A 16,018-nucleotide genomic window follows, 5' to 3' on the forward strand; every position below is an offset into this window, starting at 1 on the left:
CATCTCCAGCGGGAGCTTACCATGTCGCCACAAGACCAAGTGACCAGCGCGGAACAGAACCGCGCTCTGGGTCTCAGCACCTTCGCTTTCACCATCTGTTTCGCGGTGTGGACGATTTTTGCGATCATCGGGATCGAGATCAAGGCCGAACTGGGCCTGAACGATACCCAATTTGGCCTGCTGGTCGGCACCCCGATCCTGACTGGATCGCTGACTCGCCTGCTGCTGGGGGTGTGGACCGATCAGCGGGGCGGGCGGATCGTGTTTCCGCTGACCATGCTGGCATCAGCGGCGTCGACGTTTCTGCTGTCCTATGCCGATAATTACTATGTGATGCTGCTCGCTGCGCTCGGCCTTGGTCTGGCTGGGGGCGGGTTTGCCGTCGGCGTCGCATACGTCTCGAAATTCTACCCGCAGGAACGCCAAGGCGCGGCGCTGGGTTTCTTCGGGATGGGCAATGTTGGCGCAGCAGTGACCAAGTTTCTCGCGCCGTGGCTGATGGTTGCCGTTGGCTGGCAGGGCGTAGCGCAGGTCTGGGCCGCGGTGCTCGCGGTGGTGGCGGTTGTGTTCTACCTGTTCGCCAAGGATGATCCGGAATTTGCCGCGCGCAAAATCAGCGGGGCTAAAGCGCGCGGCCTGATCGAACAGCTTGAACCGCTGAAAAATGAACAGGTCTGGCGGTTCTCGCTGTATTATTTCTTCGTCTTCGGTGCGTTCGTGGCATTGGCGCTGTGGCTGCCGCATTACATCGTCGATCTGTATGAGGTCGATATCAAGACCGCCGGGATGCTGGCGGCCAGCTTCTCACTCTCGGCCAGTGTGTTCCGCGCTTATGGCGGGATATTGTCTGACAAGTATGGCGCGCGAAAGATCATGTATGCCACCTTTGGCGTGTCGCTGGTCTGCCTGTTCATGCTGTCCTATCCGGCGACGCATTATGTGATCGAAGGCATCCGTGGGCCGATCACTTTTTCCACCTCGATGAGCCTGGTGCCGTTCGTGATTACGGTGTTCGTGCTCGGCTTCTTCATGTCGCTGGGCAAGGCGGCGGTGTATAAGCATATTCCGGTTTATTACCCGCAGAATGTCGGATCGGTCGGCGGGCTTGTCGGTCTGGTCGGCGGGCTGGGCGGGTTTATTCTGCCAATCGTGTTCGGTGCGGTCAGCGATCTTACCGGTATCTGGACCAGCTGCTTCATGGTGCTGTTTGCGCTGGTGGCGGTGGCTTTCATATGGATGCATCTGGCGATCCGGCAGATGGAACAGAAGGCCAGCGGGATTGATAGCCGCAGCCTTCCGCAGTTCCCCGAAATGGCCGGAATCCACGACGAAATCAAACACGCCGCTGCGCAGCCCAGCAAGGTTCTGGCCGAATGGCAGCCGGAAGACCCGGATTTCTGGGAAAACACCGGCGAACGCATCGCGCGGCGCAATCTGTATATCTCGATCCCCGCGCTGCTGCTGGCCTTTTCGGTGTGGATGGTGTGGTCGATGGTGGTGGCCAAGCTGCCATCGATCGGCTTTGCCTATACCACCGATCAGTTGTTCTGGCTGGCCGCGCTACCCGGCCTGTCGGGCGCGACCTTGCGCATTTTCTACAGCTTCATGGTGCCGATCTTCGGCGGGCGGCTGTGGACCACGATGAGCACAGCATCCTTGCTGATCCCCGCATTCGGGATCGGTTATGCGGTGCAGAACCCCGATACGCCCTATGTCATCTTTCTGGTGCTGGCGCTGCTGTGCGGGTTTGGCGGGGGCAATTTCGCCTCGTCGATGTCGAACATCAGCTTCTTTTTCCCCAAGGCGCAGAAGGGCAATGCGCTGGCGCTGAACGCCGGGCTGGGCAATCTCGGCGTGTCAGTGATGCAGTTCGCGGTGCCGCTGGTGATTGTGGCAGGCGTGTTCGGCGCGCTGGGCGGCGCACCGCAGCAGACGGCAGACGGCGGCCAGTTGTGGCTCCAGAACGCGGGCTTCATCTGGGTGCCGTTCATCATCGCCAGCACGCTGCTGGCGTGGTTCGGGATGCATGACATTGCCGATGCCAAGGCCAGTTTTGCCGAACAGTCGGTGATCTTCCAGCGCAAGCACAATTGGCTGATGTGCTGGCTCTACACTGGCACCTTCGGCAGCTTCATCGGCTTTTCCGCCGGTCTGCCACTGCTCGCCAAGCAGGAATTTCCCGATGTCGACGTGCTCAAATTCGTGTTCCTGGGCCCGCTGGTTGGCGCATTGAGCCGCGCGGCCACCGGCTGGGTGTCCGATCGCTGGGGCGGCGCGCGCGTCACCTTCTGGGTGTTCGTGGCGATGATGCTGGGCGTGCTGGGGGTGATCTGGTTCCTTCAGGCGGGCAGTTGGTGGGGCTTCCTCGGCATGTTCATCTTTATGTTCTTCATGACCGGGGTGGGCAATGCCTCGACCTTCCAGATGATCCCGGCGATCATGCGGGTCGAAGTGCCCCGGCTGATGCCCGAATTGGGTGCCGAGGCCCAAAGGCGGCAGGCGGAAAAGGAATCCGCCGCGATTGTCGGCTTCACCTCGGCCATCGCTGCCTATGGGGCCTTCTTCATCCCCAAAAGCTTCGGCAGCGCGATTGCTGCCACCGGAACGCCGATGGCGGCGCTGTGGGGCTTCCTGATCTTCTACGCCAGCTGCGCCGCGCTGACGTGGTGGGCCTACACCCGCCGGGGCGGCCTGCTCCACGATATCGAGCGTGGCCGCACGCCAGTGCCAGCGCCCCATAATGCACCCCTGAAAGGAGCCCAAGCATGAGCCAGCTGCTCGACCGCCTGACCTTTTTCCGCCAGCCGAAACAAGGCTTTGCCGACGGGCACGGCGTCACCACCAATCAGAACCGCGATTGGGAAGATGGCTATCGCGCGCGCTGGCAGCACGACAAGATCGTGCGCTCCACCCACGGGGTGAACTGCACCGGATCGTGCAGCTGGAAGATCTACGTCAAAGGCGGGATCATCACCTGGGAAACGCAGCAGACCGATTACCCGCGCACGCGGCCCGATCTGCCAAACCACGAACCGCGCGGCTGCCCGCGCGGCGCGAGCTACAGCTGGTATATTTATTCCGCCCAGCGGCTCAAATATCCGATGGTGCGTTCGCGCCTGCTTAAGCTGTGGCGCGAAGCGCGCGTGATGCGCACTCCGGTGGCCGCGTGGGCATCGATTGTCGAGGATCCGGCCAAGCGCAAAAGCTACACCGCGATCCGCGGGCATGGCGGCTTCGTGCGCTCGACCTGGGACGAGGTGAACGAAATCATCGCGGCGGCCAATGCCTATACCGCCAAGACTTACGGCCCCGACCGGGTGATCGGGTTCAGCCCCATCCCGGCGATGTCGATGGTCAGCTACGCGGCGGGATCACGTTACCTGTCGCTGCTCGGCGGCACCTGCATGAGCTTTTACGACTGGTATTGCGATCTGCCACCCGCCAGCCCGCAAACCTGGGGTGAACAGACCGACGTCCCCGAAAGCGCCGACTGGTATAATGCCGGCTTCCTGATGCTGTGGGGATCGAACGTGCCGCAAACGCGCACGCCCGACGCCCACTTCATGACAGAGGCACGCTATCGCGGGACCAAGGTCGCGGTGGTCAGCCCCGACTATGCCGAAGCGACCAAATTCGCCGATCTCTGGCTCAATCCCAAGCAGGGCACCGATGCCGCGTTGGCGATGGCGATGGGCCATGTGATCCTGCGCGAATATCACCTCGACCGGCAGGCGGAATATTTCGAGGATTACTGCCGCAAATATTCCGATATGCCGATGCTGGTGCGGCTGGTGGAAAAAGACGGCGCGCTGGTGCCCGAACGCCTGCTGCGCGCCGCCGATTTCCTTGACGATCTGGGCGAGAGCAACAATCCCGACTGGAAGACCGTTGCGATTGACGAAAACACCGATGAAGTGGTGGTGCCGTCCGGTTCGGCGGGCTTCCGTTGGGGTGAAGACGGCAAGTGGAACCTTCAGGAAAGGGACGGGCGCGGCAATGATACCCGCCTACGGCTGACCACCATCCTTGATGGCCACCATGACGAAGTGGTCGAGGTTGCCTTCCCCTATTTCGGCAATCGTGAACATGACCATTTCGAAGGGACCGATCATCCCAGCGTGCTGAAACGCCGAGTGTCGGCGCGTCAAATGCAGCTCAAAAACGGGCAGGCATTCGTTGCCACCGTGTTCGATCTGTTTTGCGCCAATTACGGGCTCGACCGAGGATTGGGCGGCGATCATGTGGCGCGCGATTATGGTGACATGGTGCCCTATACCCCCGCCTGGGCAGAGAAAATCTGCGGTGTTCCCGCCGATCACATCATCACCGCCGCACGCGAATTTGCCACCAATGCCGAAGTGACCAAGGGCAAATCGATGGTGATCCTGGGGGCCGGGCTAAACCACTGGTACCACATGGACATGAATTATCGCGGCATCATCAACCTGTTGGTGATGTGCGGCTGTGTGGGTCAATCGGGCGGCGGCTGGTCGCATTATGTCGGTCAGGAAAAACTGCGCCCGCAAACCGGGTGGCTGCCGCTGGCCTTCGCGCTCGATTGGAACCGCCCGCCGCGCCAGATGAATTCGACCAGCTTCTTCTACGCCCACACCGATCAATGGCGCTATGAAACGCTGGGGGTGGAGGAAATCCTGTCCCCAACCGCGCCCGATGGCGATTGGGACGCCAGCCTGATCGATTATAACGCGCGGGCTGAACGGATGGGCTGGCTGCCATCCGCGCCGCAATTGAAAACCAATCCGCTGGAAGTGGGCAAGGCGGCCAAGGCCAGCGGCATGGCACCCAAGGATTATGTGGCGCAGGCGCTCAAGGCGGGCGATCTGGAAATGTCGTGTTTCGACCCGGATGATCCGGCCAACTGGCCGCGCAACATGTTCGTGTGGCGGTCAAACCTGCTCGGCTCGTCGGGCAAGGGGCACGAATATTTCCTCAAACACCTGCTCGGCACCGCACACGGCGTGCAGGGCAAAGATCTGGGCGAAACCGGCGCGCAGAAACCCAAGGATGTGAAATGGCACGATGATGCGCCCAAGGGGAAGCTTGACCTGCTGGTGACACTCGATTTCCGGATGTCGACCACCTGCGTCTATTCCGACATCGTCCTGCCGACCGCGAGCTGGTATGAAAAGGACGATCTTAACACGTCGGACATGCACCCCTTCATCCACCCGCTGTCGGCCGCGGTCGATCCGGTGTGGGAATCGCGCAGCGACTGGGACATTTACAAGGGCATCGCCAAGGCATTTTCCGACATCGCGCCCGAAGTGCTGGGGGTTGAACAGGATCTGGTGCTGACCCCGATCCAGCATGACAGCCCCAATGAAATCGCCCAGCCCTATGATGTGGCCGATTGGGGCAAGGGTGAAACCGAACCGATCCCCGGCGTGACCATGGCCAATGTTGCCTTGGTTGAGCGCAACTATGCTGAACTCTACCAGAAATTCACCGCGCTTGGCCCGCTGATGGAAAAGCTTGGCAATGGCGGCAAGGGGATCGGCTGGAACACCGATCACGAGGTCGCCAACCTGCGCGCGCTCAACGGAGCGGTGCTGAATGATGGCGTGGGCAAGGGCCAGCCGCAGATCGAAACCGCGATTGACGCGGCCGAGGTGATCCTGATGCTTGCGCCCGAAACCAATGGCGAGGTTGCGGTCAAGGCATGGGCCGATCTGGGCAAGAAAACCGGGATTGATCACACCCATCTGGCGCGGCCCAAGGAAGACGAGAAAATACGCTTCCGCGACATTCAGGCGCAGCCGAGGAAGATCATCTCGTCACCCACATGGTCGGGCATCGAAAGCGAGCATGTCTGCTACAACGCGGGTTACACCAACGTCCACGAGTTGATCCCCTGGCGCACGCTGACCGGGCGCCAGCAGTTGTATCAGGATCACAAGTGGATGCGCGCCTTTGGCGAAGGCTTCTGCGTCTATCGCCCGCCGATTGACACCAAGGCGGTGAAACCGATGCTGGATGAAGCCAAGGGCGCGCCGCACGTGATCCTGAACTTCATCACCCCGCACCAGAAATGGGGCATCCATTCGACCTATACCGACAACCTGTTGATGCTCACCCTGTCACGCGGCGGGCCGATTGTGTGGATGAGCGAGGTTGACGCGGCCAAGGCCGAGCTGGTCGATAATGACTGGGTGGAAACCTTCAATTCCAATGGCGCGCTGGTGGCCCGCGTGGTGGTGTCGCAGCGGATGAAGGAAGGCACACTGTTCATGTATCACGCGCAGGAAAAGATCGTGAACGTCCCCGGATCGCCGCTGACCGGGCAGCGCGGCGGCATCCATAATTCGGTGACGCGCGCGGTGTTGAAACCCACCCACATGATCGGCGGCTACGTGCAGCTGGCCTATGGCTTCAACTATTACGGCACCGTTGGTTCCAACCGCGACGAATATGTCATCGTTCGCAAATTGCAGAAGGTCGACTGGCTCGAAGGGGCCTTGGCCGAAGGGGAGACTGTGGCATGAAAATCCGCGCGCAAATCGGCAAGGTCTTGAACCTTGATAAGTGCATCGGGTGCCACACCTGCTCGGTCACCTGCAAGAACGTATGGACCAGCCGCGAAGGCATGGAATACGCATGGTTCAACAATGTCGAAACCAAGCCGGGCATCGGCTATCCCAAGGACTGGGAGAACCAGAAACGCTGGAACGGCGGCTGGGTGCGCACGCCGGGCGGATCGATCCGGCCCAAAATGGGCGGCAAATGGCGGTTGCTGGCGAAGATTTTCGCCAACCCCGACTTGCCTGAAATTGACGATTACTACGAACCCTTCACCTTCGATTACGCGCATTTGCAAAAGGTGGGCGAGAGCAAGGCCTTCCCCACCGCGCGCCCGCGCAGCCTGATTTCAGGCAAGCGGATGGAGAAGATCGAATGGGGCCCGAACTGGGAAGAAATCCTGGGCGGCGAGTTTTCCAAGCGGTCGGAGGATTACAATTTCGAAGGGGTGCAGAAGGAGATTTACGGCCAGTTCGAAAACACCTTCATGATGTATCTGCCGCGCCTGTGCGAACACTGCCTCAACCCCACCTGCGTGGCCGCCTGCCCATCGGGCGCGATCTACAAGCGCGAGGAGGACGGGATTGTCCTGATTGATCAGGAGGCGTGCCGGGGCTGGCGGATGTGCGTATCGGGCTGCCCTTACAAGAAAATCTACTACAACTGGAAAAGCGGCAAGAGCGAAAAGTGCATCTTCTGCTATCCGCGCATCGAGGCTGGCCAGCCGACCGTGTGCAGCGAAACCTGCGTCGGGCGCATCCGCTATCTCGGCGTGATGCTGTATGATGCCGACCGCATCGAAGAAGCGGCGAGCGCCGAGAATGTCGAGGATCTGTATCAGGCGCAGCTCGATATCTTCCTTGATCCACATGATCCGGCGGTGATCGAGCAGGCGCGCAAAGACGGCGTGCCCGAAAACTGGCTCGAAGCCGCGCGCCATTCACCGGTTTACAAGATGGCGATGGAATGGAAGGTCGCCTTCCCGCTCCACCCCGAATATCGCACGCTGCCGATGGTCTGGTATGTGCCGCCGCTGTCACCGATCAATGCGGCGGCGAGCGCGGGGCAGATTTCGGTCAACAACAATATGCCCGATGTGCGGTCGCTACGCATCCCGCTCAAATACCTCGCCAACCTGCTGACGGCGGGGGACGAGGAGCCGGTAGCGCTATGCCTTGAACGGATGCTGGCGATGCGCGGTTACATGCGCGCCAAAACGGTCGACGGCGTGCATAATGAAAGCATCGCCGAAGCGGTCGGCCTGACCGGCGCGCAGATCGAGGACATGTACAAGGTGATGGCGCTGGCCGATTACGAGGATCGCTTCGTCATCCCCACTGGCCACCGCGAAGATGCCGAGGACATGTTCGAGGAACGCGGTTCGTGCGGTTTCTCGTTCGGCAATGGCTGTTCGGGCGGGTCGAGCGATGCCAATTTGTTCGGTGCCCCGGCGCGCAAGAAGCTCCAGACTCCATCGGAGGTGCTGTCATGACGTCGCTCCATCTCATCTCGCTGCTGCTGCAATATCCCTCGCGTGATCTGCAAGCGGTGATCGGCGAAATTCGCCAGCGATTGGCGGCTGATCCGGCGCTGCCTACAGGCGGCGCGGCGGCGCTCGAACCGCTGCTGACCCGGCTCGGAACCGCCGACATCTATGATGTGCAGGAAACCTACGTCGAATTGTTCGACCGGGGCCGCGCGCACAGCTTGCACCTGTTCGAGCACGTTCACGGCGAAAGCCGCGACCGGGGGCAGGCGATGGTCGATCTGCGGCAGCGCTATCTTGATGCCGGGCTGGAGCCGGAAGGCAACGAACTGCCCGATTATCTGCCGCTGTTCCTCGATTATTGTTCAACCCTGCCGCCCGCCGCCGCGCGCGATGCGTTGGCGGAACCCGGCGTGGTACTGATCGCGCTTTCCGCGCGGCTGGCCGAGAAGCAATCGGATTACGCGCCGGTGTTTGCCCTGTTGTGCGACATTGCCGGGATCGAAATGAACGAGGAGGCGGCCAAGGCGTTGCCGCCGGTCGAAGACCCCGAAACGCTCGCCGAATTGGACGCGCAGTGGGAGGAGGAGGAAGTCCGCTTCACCGCCGATGCTGCGCCCGATCCCACTGCCGCCTGCCCGCAGGTAAGCGCCATCCTAGACCGGATGCGTGCGCCCCTGCCTGCCACAACCGCCAACAGGAGCTGAACCATGGAAAATTTCATCAACCACCTGCTGTTCGGCATCTATCCCTACATCGCGCTGGCGGTGCTGGCGATTGGTTCGGTGATCCGGTTCGACCGCGAACCCTATAGCTGGCGTTCGGGTTCCAGCCAGCTCTTGCGGCGCAAACAGTTGATGTGGGGTTCAGTATTGTTCCATGTCGGCGTATTGTTTATTTTCTTCGGCCATCTCATCGGATTGCTGACCCCGATTGCGCTGTTCGATGCGCTGGGGATCAGCCACGGGGCCAAACAATTGCTGGCGATTATTGCGGGCGGCATTGCCGGGGTGGCGGCGATTATCGGCGCGAGCTTGCTGATCCACCGCCGCTTTTTCGATCCCCGCGTGCGCGCCAATTCCAGCTTCGCCGACAATGCGATCATTCTGATCCTGTGGGTGCAACTGGCACTGGGGTTGGCAACCGTGCCAATTTCGGCGGGCCATCTGGATGGGCACGAAATGGTCAAGTTCATGGCCTGGGCACAGGGCATTTTCACCTTTCAGGGTGATGCGGCGAGCCATGTTGCCAATGTCCATATCATCTTCAAACTGCACATTTTCCTCGGGCTGACGATCCTGCTGATCTTCCCCTTCACCCGGCTGGTGCACATGCTGTCTGCCCCGGTGCGTTATCTGTGGCGCGGCGGTTATCAGATCGTGCGTTCGCGCCGGAGCATCAGCCATGGATGAGGTGATCGAACGCGCCGCTGTGCAGGTTGGCGGGGTCGAAATCAGCCCCGCCGCCATCGCTGCCGAGGCGCAGAACCACCCCGCACCCGCCGCCGCCGCCGCATGGCAAGCCGCGGCCGAGGCGCTGGCGATCCGGCAATTGCTGCTGGCCGAGGCGGAGCGGTTGGCAATCGAAGCGGGGGATCGCTGCGATGCGCAGGGCCGCCCGCTCGCCCCCGATGATGCGCGGATCGATGCGCTGCTGACGCAGGAAATCACGGTGCCGCAGGCGACCACGGCTGAGGCGCGGCGGTTCTATGATCGTCACCGGGATCGCTTTGCCAGCGAAACGCTGATCGAGGCCGAACATATCCTGTTTTCGGCGAGCCCTGATGACAGCTTTGCCTATGGCCTTGCGGTGGGTGATGCGCGAACCGCGATACGCGCGGTGCAGGCCGATCCGGGGTGCTTTGCCGAGTTGGCTCGGGCCAAATCCGCCTGCCCATCGAAGGAGCAGGGCGGCAATCTCGGCCAGATTGGCAAGGGCCAGACCGTGGCCGAATTCGAAGCGGCGCTGTTCGCGCTGGCCGAAGGGCAATTGTGCGCCGAGCCAGTGCGCACCCGCTTTGGCGTGCACGTAATCCGCGCAGGGCGGCGGGCGGAAGGGCAGCAATTGCCATTTGCGGCGGTGGAAGAAACCATCCGCGATTATCTGGAGGAAGCCAGCTATCGCAAGGCGGTGGCGCAATATCTCGCGATCCTTGCCAGCCGCACCGCCATCACCGGGGTCGATCTGCCGATTGCCGACGGGCCGCTGGTGCAGTGACCATCGCCCGTTCCCCCGATATCCTGCCGCTCGCCGCACCCTTGCACGATGGCATCGGCCGCAGGTTCGAATATCTGCGCCTGTCGCTGACCGAGGTGTGCAATTTCCGCTGCACCTATTGCCTGCCCGATGGTTACCGCAAACCGTGCAACCGCCCGGTCGAACTGTCGGCCGATGAAATCCACCGGGCGGTGACAGCCTTCGCGCAATTGGGCCTGTGGAAGGTCAGGCTGACCGGCGGCGAGCCGAGCTTGCGGCGCGATTTCGAGGATGTGGCGCGCGCGGTCGCCGCGGTGCCGGGCATCCGCCGCGTGGCTGTGACTACCAATGGCTATCGCTTGGCGCAGCGGGCACAGGCGTGGCGCGATGCGGGGATCAGCGCGATCAACGTCAGCGTCGATTCGCTTGACCCGGCGCGCTTTGCCGCGATCACCGGGCACGACCGATTGGCCGAAGTGCTGCGCGGGATCGAGGCGGCGCGGGACGCCGGGTTTGACAGCGTCAAACTGAACGCGGTGCTGATGCGCGGGGTCAATGATGATGAGCTTGCCGCGATGGTCGATTTCGTGCGCGCCCGCGACCTTTCACTGCGCTTTATCGAGGTGATGCGCACCAATGATAACGCCGCGTTTTTCCGCGATCACCACATCGCCGGGCAAAGCGTGATTGATCGGTTGGAGGCGGCAGGCTGGCACCGCCTGCCCCGTGCGCCGGGGGCCGGGCCAGCGGTTGAGCTGGGGCACCCCGAAGCCAAGGGGCGGATCGGGATCATCGCGCCCTATGCAAAAGATTTCTGCGCCAGTTGCAACCGGCTGCGGCTGTCATCGGACGGGCGGCTGCATCTGTGCCTGTTCGGCGATGGCGGCAGCGATTTGCGCCCGCTGCTGTCCACCGATGATCCGCAGCCGTTGATTGCGCATATTCGCGGGCTTGTCGCAACCAAGGCTCCCGCACACCGGCTGCATGATGGTAATAGCGGGGCAACCCCGCATCTTGCATCAATAGGAGGCTAAGGCCCGATGGCTGGAATTGACACAGAGGCGATGTTTCACCCGCTCGGCATGGCGGTGCTGACCATTTCGGATAGCCGCAGTCTGGCAACCGATACCTCGGGCGCGCTGCTGTGCGATCGCTTGCAGGCTGCGGGGCACCGGCTGATCGACCGGGCGATTGTGAGGGATGAGATCGCTGATATCCGCGCGCAGTTGCAAGATTGGCTCTCGCGTCCGCAGATCGAAATTATCCTCACCACCGGCGGCACCGGCTTTTCTCCGCGCGACAACACCCCCGAAGCGGTCAAGCCGTTGCTGCGCCGCGAGATGGACGGATTTTCCGTCGCGTTCCACAACAAGAGCCTGACCAGCGTGGGCGTCGCCACCATGCAATCACGCGCCTTTGCCGGGCAGGCGGGCGATGCCTTTATCTTCTGCGTGCCGGGATCGACGGGGGCGTGCCGCGATGCGTGGGATGGATTGCTCGAACTGGAATTCGATAGCCGCCACAAGCCGTGCTCGATTGCGGGGGCACTGCCGCGCCTGCGGGATGTGTGTGCGTGATCACGCCCGTCGAGCCGGTGTGGCTTCGGCGGGCTCAGGGGAAATGGGACGAAGCGGGGCTTCTCCCACTCGGCATTCAGGAAGCGGCGCACAGGCTGCGCTGACCTGCGCCGACTGGCTGATCCCCGCCCGCCGAATGCTCCGGCCGAAGCGGAAGGCGCGTTCGTCAACGCCCTGGCGTTCGAGCTGTGGTGCTGAATTGCGTCGTGGACGCCGCAAGGTCAGCGGGATCGTTGATATTGGCGAAGGGATCGCATGCTTCGCCGGGGGGCCATTCGACATGGACCACACCTTGAGCAGCGGCAAAGCGCCACAGCGAAGCGCCTCCCTTCGCGACGTATTCCGCCAGCGCCGCCTCGTCGACCCGCCACAACGCCGCCAGCGGCTGATGCTTGCCACCGCTGACCGGCATCGCAACCTTGTGATCATTCAGCGCTTCATCCAGCCTCAGCACGAGATCGAGCGGCAGGAAGGGTTGATCGCAGCCGATCAGCATCACATGCGGACGGCCCTGCGCGGTAGCGAAGGCAAAGGCGCTGACAAGCGCGCTGATCGGCCCGCAACCCGGTCTGGCGTCGCGCAGCAGCGGCAAGCCAGCCGCCTCAGGCAAGATCGGTTCAATCTGAGCGGCATCCCGCACCGCCAGTGCCAGGCAGTCCGATTGCGGCAAAGCCCGCGCGATACTGTGCGCCAGCAGCGGCTTGTCGCCAAGCAATCGCATGGGTTTCTGGCCACCGATCCTGGCACCCTCCCCTCCTGCGGCGATAACAATCGCTGGAAGAAGTCTCGATTCCGATCGGATCACAGCGCTTTGTCCACTCCTGTACGGGGCCACCTCAACGATAAACGGGATTGCGGTCTTTGCAAACTTGATCACAGCAGATGCGATAATGGGCATATCATATACTTAATTTAACGACTAGGCTGGGTGCAAAGGAGACACGGCGTGACCGCAGCAACGACCACAATGGAGCGCCACCGCGCCTGGCGCGGCCCGGCAATCCTGAGTTTCGGATTTCGGCCATTCTTTCTGCTTGGGCCGCTGTGGGCAGCGCTGTCTATGATGCTCTGGATTCCCATGCTGGCGGGCCAGTTGACGCTGCCGACCCGCTTCGATCCCGTGACTTGGCACGCGCATGAATTCCTGTTCGGCTATCTTGGCGCGATCATTGCCGGCTTTCTGCTAACCGCCGTACCCAACTGGACTGGTCGGCTGCCGGTGACCGGCTGGCCGCTGGCGGGGTTGGCTGCACTGTGGCTCGCAGGACGGGTAACGATAGCCGTCTCGCAGAGCCTGCCCCCGCTGGCGGTGGCAGTGGTTGATCTGGCGCTGGTCGCCGCGCTCGCAATGTTTTTGGGCCGCGAGATCGTGGTGGGTAAAAACTGGCGCAATTTGCCGATCGTCGGTCTGCTGGTGCTATTCGGCTGCGCTAATGCATTGTTCCACTGGGAGGCAGCGAGCGGTGCCTACGCTGCGCAAGGTATGGGCCTGCGCCTTGGTCTGGCGGCGGTGCTGATGATGATCGCGGTGATTGGCGGGCGGATCGTTCCCTCCTTCACCCGTAACTGGCTGGCCAAACGTGGCCGGGGGCGACTGCCGACGCCGCCCATGCAGCTGTTTGACCAAGTTGCTCTTGGGCTGCTTCTGGCCGCGCTGCTTGCTTGGGTGTTCGCTCCGTTTGCAACGGTAACAGGCCTTGCGCTGGGGCTGGCGGGGCTTGTGCATTTGGTCCGCATGGCACGCTGGGCGGGGGATCGCACCTTCGCCGAGCCGCTCGTGCTGGTATTGCATCTTGGCTATGTGTTTGTTCCCCTTGGTGCGCTGGCGGGGGCGGCGGAGATCCTTGGTAGTGGCTGGGTTGGCGCCGGGAGTGCGCAACATCTGTGGATGGCGGGGGGCATCGGGTTGATGACGATGGCGGTAATGACCCGCGCGACCCTAGGCCATACGGGGCGCGAATTGACCGCAGGTCGTGGGACAATGGCGATCTATGCGGCGGTGATTCTTGCCGTGCTGGCGCGGATTGCAGCTGGCGCGTGGCCGGAATGGGCAGGCGTGCTGCACGGTCTGTCGGGTGCAAGCTGGATTGCCGCTTTTGCGGGTTTCGCCGCGCTCTACGGTCCGATGCTGCTGAGGTCCCGGCACTCAGCGGTCTGAGCCATGGGCTGGGCCGGTTCATCGCCGCGCTAGTCGTGTTCCTGCTCGCGCACGCAGTGCCGGTGCGCCCGCCGATCCAGCCATGGCTCGTGGGTTTGCTGGGGCAGCGCAGATCACCATCACCTACGCGATAATGGTGGTGCTGGCGCATCAGACCATTCACGCCGGGGCGATCACACCCTCAGACTAGGCATTCGTCGCAATCGGCAGCATTATGGTCATCAGCAACACGGTGTCGTCCACGGCCTCGATGCCATGGACAGTGCGTTCATCGAAATACACCCATTGATCGGCATGCAGCGTCAGCGTCCGGTCGGTCAGCTTCACTGCCACCGCGCCTGAGAGGCAATGGAGCGTAATCTGAGAGGCCACATGGTGGTCCGGGATAGTCGCCCCCCGCGCCAGAACGAGGCGGATGGCTTCGAACCGGTCGGTCTTGACGATCGCTCTGGTGCCAGGCTTGTCAGCGGAATGCACAATGTGGCCAAGATCGATCACGTCTGCCGGGCTGGCATGATGCAGGGCCATGGGGTGGTCTCCTTCTCGCTTTTGCGCTGGTTGTGGCGGGATCAGGGCTAACTTAACTGCGGTTCGTGCTGCGGCTCAGGCTCACGCATCAGGCGGTCGCGGAACTGCTCGGGATCGGGGATAAGCTCGCTAATGCGGCGCTGATCGAGCCGGGCGAGAAAATCTTCCACGGCCTCGCTCAGCAACGGCTTGAGACCGCACAGGCCATTGATCGCGCACCCCGACCCGGTCGCAAAGCATGAAACAAAGGCATCGAGGTTCTCGAACCGACGCACCACCTCGCCAACCGTAATGGTGTGTGCCGGGCGCGCCAGCCGCATTCCGCCGCCCCGGCCGCGGAAAGTCTCGATCAGTCCTGCAGACTGCAATCCTTGCACGACCTTGGCGAGGTGGTTGCGCGAAATCCGGAACTGCTGCGCGATGTCGTCAACCGATAAGTGCCTGTCGGCGGCCGACAGGGTCATTAGCACTCGCAGTGCGTAGTCGGTGTGGAGGCTGAGCTGCATGGAAATACACATATCAAATATTGTATTTCCGGACAACGCGGTTTAACCGGTATGTGATATACTTGTTATCGAGAGCCAAATGATCAATGCCGCGTCCGTTCCGGCTGAGATTGAGTGCCATCCCGAGGCGGTGAGACGCGGGTCTGAAAAGCGACTGGTGCTGCCCGCGCTCTATCTCAAGGTCACGTGCGATGGCTGGGGCGTGAAGCGGCCTGTGTGGCGGCGCTCGCCATCGGCTGCACGCTGACGGTGACGCTCTATCTGGCGATGGTCTGGACGCTGGGCCAGTTCGGCGTGAGGCTATGACAGCGCGCTTCGATACTGCGCGTCCACCACCTCCCAATCGAGATTGGCCATGAAGGCATCGACATACTTCGCGGTCGCCGCCCCGTAATCCATGTGATAGCTGTGTTCATACATGTCGAGCGCGATCAGCGGGGCGCCATTGATGGCACCTTGCATGTGATCCGAAGCCCAGTAATTGTGCAGCGAGGCGGTGTGCCGGTTGTAGCTGAGGATGCACCAGCCTGACCCCCCTGCCAGTGACATCGCGGTGCGGCGAAACTCCGCCTCCCACGCGGCAAAGCTGCCGAACCATCCGTCCAGCGTTTCGTAGATCGAACCGCCCGGATTGCCGTTGCCGCCCAGAGCATCGAAGTAATATTCATGCAGCACCACCGATCCGGTGCGGTGCAGCTCCTCGCGCTTCAGCCCGGCATAGGCGACCGGCGGAAAATCGGGGTCTGCCATCGCGGCGGCAAGCCGGGTTTCAATGGTGTTGAGCCCGCGCACCGAGCCTTGATAATTGTTCTCCCAGTGCGAAGTGATCAGCCGCTCGGACAGGCCGGTCAGTTTGGCAGGATCAAACCGTAGCGGCTTGGGGGTATGGTTCCCCGCAAAAGCACCGGCGGCGGCTGTAGGGGTTTGCGCAGCCGCAGCGGCGCTGGTGGTTCCCGCCAGTGCGATGCCGGTGGCCGAGATTGCCGCGCTGCCAATCGCCTGACGCCGTGTGACATTGTTCATGTGTTTC

13 protein-coding genes are annotated in these 16,018 nt (G+C 62.1%); 9 read left to right on the forward strand and 4 right to left on the reverse strand.

Annotated elements, in window-relative coordinates:
• Positions 1–21 precede the first annotated feature (21 nt).
• Genes ACSSV3_RS03180 through ACSSV3_RS03215 form a run of 8 tightly spaced genes read left to right on the forward strand, consistent with a single transcriptional unit; the run spans position 22 to position 11,796 of the window.
• The gene (locus ACSSV3_RS03180) at positions 22–2,769 is read left to right on the forward strand and encodes a nitrate/nitrite transporter (RefSeq protein ID WP_354323678.1); all 2,748 of its coding nucleotides are present in this window, start codon (positions 22–24) and stop codon (positions 2,767–2,769) included.
• A complete protein-coding gene (locus ACSSV3_RS03185; RefSeq protein ID WP_354323679.1) occupies positions 2,766–6,503 on the forward strand; it encodes a nitrate reductase subunit alpha in 3,738 nt (1,245 codons plus the stop codon). The genes ACSSV3_RS03180 and ACSSV3_RS03185 overlap by 4 nt, the downstream gene beginning before the upstream one ends.
• On the forward strand, positions 6,500–8,029 hold the full coding sequence (narH, locus tag ACSSV3_RS03190) for a nitrate reductase subunit beta (protein ID WP_354323681.1): 1,530 nt from the start codon (positions 6,500–6,502) through the stop codon (positions 8,027–8,029). The genes ACSSV3_RS03185 and narH overlap by 4 nt, the downstream gene beginning before the upstream one ends.
• Positions 8,026–8,730, forward strand: a complete 705-nt coding sequence (gene narJ, locus ACSSV3_RS03195; protein ID WP_354323682.1) for a nitrate reductase molybdenum cofactor assembly chaperone — start codon at positions 8,026–8,028, stop codon at positions 8,728–8,730. The genes narH and narJ overlap by 4 nt, the downstream gene beginning before the upstream one ends.
• Before the next feature lie 3 nt (positions 8,731–8,733).
• A complete protein-coding gene (narI, locus tag ACSSV3_RS03200; RefSeq protein ID WP_354323684.1) occupies positions 8,734–9,435 on the forward strand; it encodes a respiratory nitrate reductase subunit gamma in 702 nt (233 codons plus the stop codon).
• Entirely contained in the window at positions 9,428–10,240 is an 813-nt protein-coding gene (locus tag ACSSV3_RS03205; RefSeq protein ID WP_354323685.1) for a peptidylprolyl isomerase, read from the forward strand. Before narI ends, ACSSV3_RS03205 begins: the two co-directional genes overlap by 8 nt.
• On the forward strand, positions 10,237–11,253 hold the full coding sequence (gene moaA, locus ACSSV3_RS03210; RefSeq protein WP_354323686.1) for a GTP 3',8-cyclase MoaA: 1,017 nt from the start codon (positions 10,237–10,239) through the stop codon (positions 11,251–11,253). Before ACSSV3_RS03205 ends, moaA begins: the two co-directional genes overlap by 4 nt.
• Positions 11,254–11,259: 6 nt before the next feature.
• On the forward strand, positions 11,260–11,796 hold the full coding sequence (locus ACSSV3_RS03215; protein WP_354323688.1) for a molybdenum cofactor synthesis domain-containing protein: 537 nt from the start codon (positions 11,260–11,262) through the stop codon (positions 11,794–11,796).
• A gap of 166 nt (positions 11,797–11,962) precedes the next feature.
• Here the strand turns inward: ACSSV3_RS03215 and mobA are convergent, their stop codons facing one another.
• The gene (gene mobA / locus ACSSV3_RS03220; RefSeq protein ID WP_354323690.1) at positions 11,963–12,694 is read right to left on the reverse strand and encodes a molybdenum cofactor guanylyltransferase; all 732 of its coding nucleotides are present in this window, start codon (positions 12,692–12,694) and stop codon (positions 11,963–11,965) included.
• Positions 12,695–12,742: 48 nt separating this feature from the next.
• On the opposite strand from mobA, the gene ACSSV3_RS03225 reads away from it, so the two are divergent.
• Positions 12,743–13,954 carry an NnrS family protein gene (locus tag ACSSV3_RS03225; RefSeq protein WP_354323691.1) on the forward strand — a complete coding sequence of 404 codons (1,212 nt, stop codon included), beginning with the start codon at positions 12,743–12,745 and terminating at the stop codon, positions 13,952–13,954.
• A gap of 186 nt (positions 13,955–14,140) precedes the next feature.
• Here ACSSV3_RS03225 and ACSSV3_RS03230 read toward each other — a convergent pair whose 3' ends face one another.
• The 3 genes from ACSSV3_RS03230 to ACSSV3_RS03240 form a co-directional block, all read right to left on the reverse strand.
• A complete protein-coding gene (locus ACSSV3_RS03230) occupies positions 14,141–14,482 on the reverse strand; it encodes a cupin domain-containing protein (RefSeq protein ID WP_354323692.1) in 342 nt (113 codons plus the stop codon).
• Positions 14,483–14,529: 47 nt separating this feature from the next.
• Entirely contained in the window at positions 14,530–14,988 is a 459-nt protein-coding gene (locus ACSSV3_RS03235) for an RrF2 family transcriptional regulator (protein WP_354323694.1), read from the reverse strand.
• 300 nt (positions 14,989–15,288) lie between these two features.
• Positions 15,289–16,011, reverse strand: coding sequence for a superoxide dismutase (locus ACSSV3_RS03240; RefSeq protein WP_354323696.1), 723 nt, complete (start codon positions 16,009–16,011; stop codon positions 15,289–15,291).
• Positions 16,012–16,018 lie beyond the last annotated feature (7 nt).

The organism is Porphyrobacter sp. MBR-49 (assembly GCF_053628655.1).

What these genes read in the sequence shown, in the direction of transcription:
- ACSSV3_RS03240 (WP_354323696.1), bottom strand. Translation starts at nt 16,011, where the DNA reads ATGAACAATGTCACACGGCGTCAGGCGATTGGCAGCGCGGCAATCTCG.
- ACSSV3_RS03180 (WP_354323678.1), top strand. Translation starts at nt 22, where the DNA reads ATGTCGCCACAAGACCAAGTGACCAGCGCGGAACAGAACCGCGCTCTG.
- ACSSV3_RS03235 (WP_354323694.1), bottom strand. Translation starts at nt 14,988, where the DNA reads ATGCAGCTCAGCCTCCACACCGACTACGCACTGCGAGTGCTAATGACC.
- ACSSV3_RS03230 (WP_354323692.1), bottom strand. Translation starts at nt 14,482, where the DNA reads ATGGCCCTGCATCATGCCAGCCCGGCAGACGTGATCGATCTTGGCCAC.
- narJ (WP_354323682.1), top strand. Translation starts at nt 8,026, where the DNA reads ATGACGTCGCTCCATCTCATCTCGCTGCTGCTGCAATATCCCTCGCGT.
- narI (WP_354323684.1), top strand. Translation starts at nt 8,734, where the DNA reads ATGGAAAATTTCATCAACCACCTGCTGTTCGGCATCTATCCCTACATC.
- ACSSV3_RS03205 (WP_354323685.1), top strand. Translation starts at nt 9,428, where the DNA reads ATGGATGAGGTGATCGAACGCGCCGCTGTGCAGGTTGGCGGGGTCGAA.
- ACSSV3_RS03215 (WP_354323688.1), top strand. Translation starts at nt 11,260, where the DNA reads ATGGCTGGAATTGACACAGAGGCGATGTTTCACCCGCTCGGCATGGCG.
- narH (WP_354323681.1), top strand. Translation starts at nt 6,500, where the DNA reads ATGAAAATCCGCGCGCAAATCGGCAAGGTCTTGAACCTTGATAAGTGC.
- mobA (WP_354323690.1), bottom strand. Translation starts at nt 12,694, where the DNA reads ATGCCCATTATCGCATCTGCTGTGATCAAGTTTGCAAAGACCGCAATC.
- ACSSV3_RS03185 (WP_354323679.1), top strand. Translation starts at nt 2,766, where the DNA reads ATGAGCCAGCTGCTCGACCGCCTGACCTTTTTCCGCCAGCCGAAACAA.